Source organism: Nocardia sp. No.11, assembly GCF_038752175.1.
GTDB lineage: Bacteria > Actinomycetota > Actinomycetes > Mycobacteriales > Mycobacteriaceae > Nocardia > Nocardia canadensis.
The window spans coordinates 23,785-29,784 of the sequence record NZ_JBCGFB010000075.1; the positions used below are offsets into that span (position 1 = coordinate 23,785).

Annotated in this window: 5 protein-coding genes; 4 read left to right on the plus strand and 1 reads right to left on the minus strand. The window is 70.0% G+C overall.

Going from position 1 to position 6,000, the window contains the following annotated elements; translation table 11 throughout:
* Positions 1-173 precede the first annotated feature (173 nt).
* Positions 174-1,103: an alpha/beta hydrolase family protein gene (locus tag V8688_RS21130; RefSeq protein WP_342801534.1), complete on the plus strand. Its 930-nt coding sequence runs from the start codon at positions 174-176 to the stop codon at positions 1,101-1,103.
* 7 nt (positions 1,104-1,110) lie between these two features.
* Here V8688_RS21130 and V8688_RS21135 read toward each other — a convergent pair whose 3' ends face one another.
* Positions 1,111-3,387, minus strand: a complete 2,277-nt coding sequence (locus V8688_RS21135; protein WP_342801535.1) for a hypothetical protein — start codon at positions 3,385-3,387, stop codon at positions 1,111-1,113.
* Between the two features lie 164 nt (positions 3,388-3,551).
* On the opposite strand from V8688_RS21135, the gene V8688_RS21140 reads away from it, so the two are divergent.
* The 3 genes from V8688_RS21140 to V8688_RS21150 form a co-directional block, all read left to right on the plus strand.
* Positions 3,552-3,995: a GyrI-like domain-containing protein gene (locus V8688_RS21140; protein ID WP_019049207.1), complete on the plus strand. Its 444-nt coding sequence runs from the start codon at positions 3,552-3,554 to the stop codon at positions 3,993-3,995.
* Positions 3,992-4,432: an AraC family transcriptional regulator gene (locus V8688_RS21145; RefSeq protein ID WP_218721789.1), complete on the plus strand. Its 441-nt coding sequence runs from the start codon at positions 3,992-3,994 to the stop codon at positions 4,430-4,432. Before V8688_RS21140 ends, V8688_RS21145 begins: the two co-directional genes overlap by 4 nt.
* A gap of 309 nt (positions 4,433-4,741) precedes the next feature.
* On the plus strand, positions 4,742-6,000 hold a 1,259-nt coding region (locus tag V8688_RS21150), incomplete at its 3' end, for an Rv1355c family protein (RefSeq protein ID WP_342801536.1).

Below are 6,000 nucleotides of genomic sequence, written 5' to 3' on the forward strand. Positions count from 1 at the left end.
TCACCTCGTTTTCGCCGTTCACGGCTCTATGGTCGGGAACGAAACCGCAGCTGAGAGCCGAATCTGGACTGTCGATCAGATCATGGGTGACCCTCGTCACTCCCGGGAACTTGTGACGGGTGGGGCGCATGTGGTCCGGTGTGTGCGCCGATCCGGCGGGGTATACCGGAAGGGTGACTGCATCGAGACTGTGGCTTGCTGTGGTGTGCGCGATCGTCGCTTCGCTGGGGAGTGTGCAGGCGAAGGCCGATCCGGGGGCGTACGTGGCGGGGGAGACACCGCTGGGCGGGCGGGCCGTCCAAGTCGATGTGTACTCGCCGGCGATGGGCCGGGTGATCCAGAACAGGGTGCTCAGGGCGGCGGGCGCGGGCGCGCCGACGCTGTACCTGCTGACCGGCGCGGGCGGCGGGGCCGACGGCATCTCCTGGTGGGACAACACCGATGTGCGGGACTTCTTCGCCGACAAGTTCGTCAACGTGGTGATGCCGGTCGGTGGGGCGTTCACGCTCTATACCGACTGGATCGCCGACGATCCCGGCGTCGGCCGGGTCCGCTGGGAGACCTACCTGACCGAGGAACTGCCGGGCGTGATCGACGGCGCGCTCGGCACCAGCGGGCGCAACGCCATCGCGGGGGTGTCGATGAGCGCGTCGTCGGCGCTGGACCTGACCATCCGCGGCGGGCCCCGCTTCGCCGCGGTGGCCGCGCTGAGCGGCTGCCCCTGGGCGGCGGATCCGTGGGGCATCGCGATGGTCAGCGCGCAGGCCGTCCGCGGCGGCGGCAATCCCGGCAACATGTGGGGCGTGCCCGGCGGCGCGGTCTGGCGCGAGCACGACGTCTTCGCCAACGCGGGCGCGCTGGCGGGCAAGACCATCTTCCTGTCGGCCGCCACCGGTCTGCCGGGCGCGAGCGATCGCGGTCTGCCCATGCCGCCGCTGGAAACGATCGCGGGGACGTGCACAGCGGCCTTCGCGGGGCGGCTGGGTCAGCTCGGTATCCCGGCCACCTACGTCCACCGGCCGACCGGCGCGCACACCTGGGGCCAGTTCCAGGCCGACCTGCACGAGGCGTGGCCGCACCTGGCCGCCGCCATCGGCGCCTGAGCGGGGCTCAGGCCTCGACGGCGACCGGGCGCTGCACCTCGGGTGTGGTGTCGGCGGCCGTGGTGTCGGCGGGCACGACCGGGGCCGGCTCGGGCACGCGCCTGCCACGCCGGAACCACCACTGCAGCAACCCGATCCCGAGCACGGCCAGCACCGCGCTGGTCAGGCTGATCGGCAGGCCCGGCGGTCGCCAGGTGACGGTGAGCCGCGCGTTGTGCGTGCCGGGCGGGATGTCGACGGCGACGAAGGTGCCCGCGACGGCGCGCACGGGGATCTCGCGGTCGCCCAGGGTCGCGGTGTAGCCGGGCCAGGCCAGGCGCGAGAGCACGATCCGGCCGCCGGTGCCGGAGGAGACGGTGGCGCGGTTGGTCAGGCCCGCCTCCGGCATCACGGTGGCGTGCACGCCCGACTCGTGCGCGATCAGGTCGCCGGGAGAGGGCAGCGGATTGACCCGCTCGAGCACCCAGATCTGTTGTTCGTGCCCCGGGTAGTGGACGAACTTCCAGCCCAGCGGCGCCGGCTTCGTCCCCGCGTCGGGGTACTGGGCCCGTTGCAGGACAACACGATCCAGCCGCATCAGGTCGACGATCGGGGTGTCGGTCGACGGCTCGACCGCGAAGACCTTGCGATACGCCTCGGGGCAGGTGCCGCCGTCCCAGGCCATGCACAGCAGCCCGGCGAAGGCCGCGTGCCCGACAGGGGTGTAGCCGTTCACGTACTGCAGCCCGAGGTTCTTGGCGTAGCTGCCGAGCGCGATCGAGCCGTAGGTCGCCGCGAGCGTGCGGTCCTCGTCGCGCACCATGATCCGGTCGGCCAGTTGCAGGGTGCGGCCGCCGAAGTCGGGGAACGCGGCGGTCATCTCGGAGCGCCGCTCGGGGAAGCCGTACGACAGCGGTGTCGTGGGGGCGACGGCCACCTGGACGAACGCGATCGGGAACGTCGCGAGGATGGTCAGCGCGGCGGCGGCGCCGATCCCGCGGGTGCGCGCCAGCCAGAGGACGCCCGCGCCGAGCGCGACGACGAAGACCACCGCGATCAGGTGCCGTTCGAGCAGTTTCGGCGCGGCCGAGAACGACCGGATGAACAGCAGGCCGATCAGCACGCCCGCCGCCGCGTACCGCCGCCGCGACGAGGCGAACGCTCCGTGGCGGCTCAGCAGCACGCAGACCAGTACCAGCAGGGCGATGGCCAGCATCGGCAGCACCCGGGCCGGCCAGCGCAGCGGGCCGATCGCGCCCGGCCCGGCGGTCCACATCAGCGCGGCGACGGCGAACAGCGCGATCCCGCTCCATTCGGCGGCGGCGCGCGCGGCGGCCTTCCAGTCGATGAACGCCAGCGCCGGGATCACGAACCAGGCGATGTAGACCATCGGCAGCGGCTGCACATGGCCCCACCACGCGGTGAACGCGGGCACCGTGCTCGGCAGACTGGCATTGAGCGATTCCGACCACGGCACGGTCAGGAACGGGTCGTTGTGGATGGTGGAGACGTCGCCGCGCCAGGTGGCCTGCGAGGAGAGCAGGATCGGTAGGTTGGCCACCATCGAGGCCGCCACCGCGAGACCGGACGCGGTGAGCAACCGCAGCACCGGCGCCCAGCGGCGCTGGTAGAGGTACTCACCGGCGGCGACCGCGGCGATCATCAGGCCGGATTCGACCGCGGGGAAGGCGTATTGGATGGTCAGCGCCAGATACAGGAACACGAACAGCGGGATCGGTCCCGAACGTCCCCTGGCGTAGAGCACGGCCGAGGCCCACGCGTGTACGAGCCAGGCGGTGCCGGTGTGCGAGGTGAACCAGCTGGCCGAGTCGAAGAACAGGAACCAGCCGCTGAACGGGAACGCCACGCCGGCCACCGCCGCCCAGGGGGCGCGGGCGCCGTAGGCCAGGCAGATCCGGAACACGCCGAGCGCCGCGATCGTGGAGAACACCAGCTTGACCGCGGTCGCGTAGAGCGCGAGATCGTCGAAGGAGGGCGCGAGCAGGTAGACCAGCAACTGCGGCGGGTTGTAGAGCCCGGCTTCCTCGAGGCTGTAGTTGCCCGCCATCCATTCCCACGGCACCATCGCCGGGAACCGGCCCGCCCTGAGTTCGGTACCGAGCAGCTGCCACATCGGCACGTACTGCGCCTCGGTGTCGTCGGTGTAGAAGTGCCGTGAGTCGCCGAGCAAGACCGCGACATAGCCGGCCAGCACCGCGATCACGACGACGATCGCCCACTGCACCACTTGTTTTCGCGGTTCGAGCGCCGCGCGTACCCACACGAGCGCGGGAGCATAGGGCATCCAGGTGAATCCGACAATACGTCGGGGTGTCGCGGCGTGGTGGTGGACGTTTGTCCAGCTCAGGTGTGGTTAGGTTGGGGTAAGAACAACTCGGTGTGTCATGGCTGTCGAGCGCGAAGTTGGTAGCATGGCCGGACCGAGCCGACCCTTCGAGAGAGTCTTCAATGCAGTTCGAAATCGTCGAGCGGGACGAGACATGGGTGGCCGGTCTGCCGGTCCGCAGTCCCAAGCGTGCGCTCGGAGAGCTGCGCGACCGGGATCTCGAAGCCGCGTGGTCTGCCGTCCTGCATCAGGATCTGGGCGGCCCGCTGGCCAGTGCCTACACCGACTACACCGGTGAGCTGAGCACCTACAACACCCAGATCGTCGGGTACCAGTGCGCGTCGCTGGATCAGGTCACCCGCGGACATCTGGCGGCCCGGCTGCCGCGCGGCACCTACGCGCGCTTCTCCTCGGTCGGTAACTTTCCCCAGGTGATGACGGATCTGTGGACCCAGATCGCCTACGCCGAAGAACACAACCAGATCAAGCGCACCTTCACCGGCGATTTCGAGTGCTACCCGCACGCGTACAAGATCGACCTTTACCTGGCGGTCGATCCGCGATGAGCTACACGATCGTGGTGCGCGGTGGCGCACTGTACGGCGGTCTGGCCGTGCCGCGGGTCCATCCGAGCTTCAAGGTGAGCAACAGCGATCTGATCGAGTTCCTCAAGGACCGGCTGCGCGACCGGCCCGGCGGGCGCGAGCCGCTGCACACCGTCTACGTCCCGGATCCGGCGGGCAACTGGAACGCGCTGGTGGCCCGCGAGTACGCGACGCCCGACGAGGTGCCGGTCGGCGATCTGATGGTGCGGGTGCCCAAGGGCATCTACGCCCGCTTCGCCCCCAACGGTGATTACCACGATCCGGTCGAGGATGTTTGGGCTCAGGTCGACGACGCGACAGCGTCGGCGGAGATCTCGCGCGCCTATCGCGAGGAGATCGAGGTCTGGCACGGTCCGGACACCGTAGAATTGTTCGTTTCGATCACGGTAGATAGCTGATAGTTAGCCGAATTCGAACCGATCGGTCTGGAATCCGGGGCTTCCCGTGCGTTCATGCCGTTTGACCTGGGCATAGTTCACCCGCGGCCGGTGGTTATCGGAATATTAGCCACTCGCCTGGTGCAAACGTTCGGGATGACGGATACTGCACCAGTCGGCCTCGGTAGGACGCCGACCGCGCGCGGGCGCGTAGCACGGAGCTAGGAACACGATGGCTGTCGAAGCAGCGCGCAACGAGAACAGGTTGCGGCGCGTTCACCGTCGCGTCGGCCGGAACGCGATGGCGCGATTCGTGGGTCGGATCCGTTGATGAGCGAACCGGACCCGCCGGCGGCGGACTACCGCCCCCTCGTACTCGATCCGGCCGACCCCACCGACGCGGCAACTCTGCGGCAGCTCGCCGCGGCCCCCGGCGTCAGCACGCACGACCTGCGTGCGGGCCTGCGCGCCGAATTGGACCGGCTCACCGGACTCCCGCCGGGTCTCGACCCGGCCGCGGAACGCTGGGTGTACTACCCGTGGCGACACGCGCTGGTCGTGATCCTCGGCCCCGACGCGTTCCGGGTGATCCGCTCCGATCGCAACCGCAACAAGCTCACCAGGGCCGAACAGGAACGCCTCGGCGGGCTGACGGTCGGCGTGGTCGGGCAGAGCGTCGGCCATTCGGTCGCCTACACCCTGGCGCTGGAAGGCGCGTGCGGGCTGCTCCGGCTGGCCGACTTCGACACCATCGAGCTGTCGAACCTGAACCGGGTGCCGGGCGGGCTCTTCGACATCGGTGTCAACAAGGCCGTGGTCACCGCGCGCCGGATCGCCGAACTCGACCCCTTCCTGCCGGTGGAGATCTGGCCCGCCGGCGTGCTGGCCGACACCGCCGACGACTTCCTCGACGGGCTCTCGGTGATCGTCGAGGAATGCGATTCGCTCGACATCAAGTTCGCGGTCCGCGAGGCCGCGCGCAGGCACCGGATCCCGCTGCTGATGGACACCAGCGACCGCGGGCTCTTCGACGTCGAGCGCTACGACCTGGAACCGGGCCGCGAGCCCTTCCACGGGCTGCTCGGCGCGACCACCGGCGCCCAACTGGCCGACCTGGACACCAGGGCGAAGGCGCCGCACGTGCTGCGCATCCTCGATCCGGGCCAGCTGTCCTCGCGGATGGCGGCCAGCATGGCCGAGATCGGTGAAACGATCACCACCTGGCCGCAATTGGGCAGCGACGTGCAACTGGGCGCCGCCATCGTGACCGCGGCGGTGCGCCGGATCGGGCTCGGCGCCAAGCTGTCCTCCGGCCGGACCCGCGTCGACCTGGAGGCGGCGCTGGATTCCCTCGCCGAGCCCGGCTACCTCGACGACGGCGTCGAGACCGCCCCCGAGCCGCCCGCCGACGAACCTCCGCCCGCCGACCCGGTCGCCGCGATCCTGGCCTGCGCCCAGCGCGCGCCCTCGGGCGGCAACGTGCAGCCCTGGCGGTTGCGCGGCAGCACGGAATTGATCGAGATCGCCCTGGACCCGGCCGGTTCGACCGCGATGGACATCGCCCTGCGCGGCAGTGCCGTCGCGGTGGG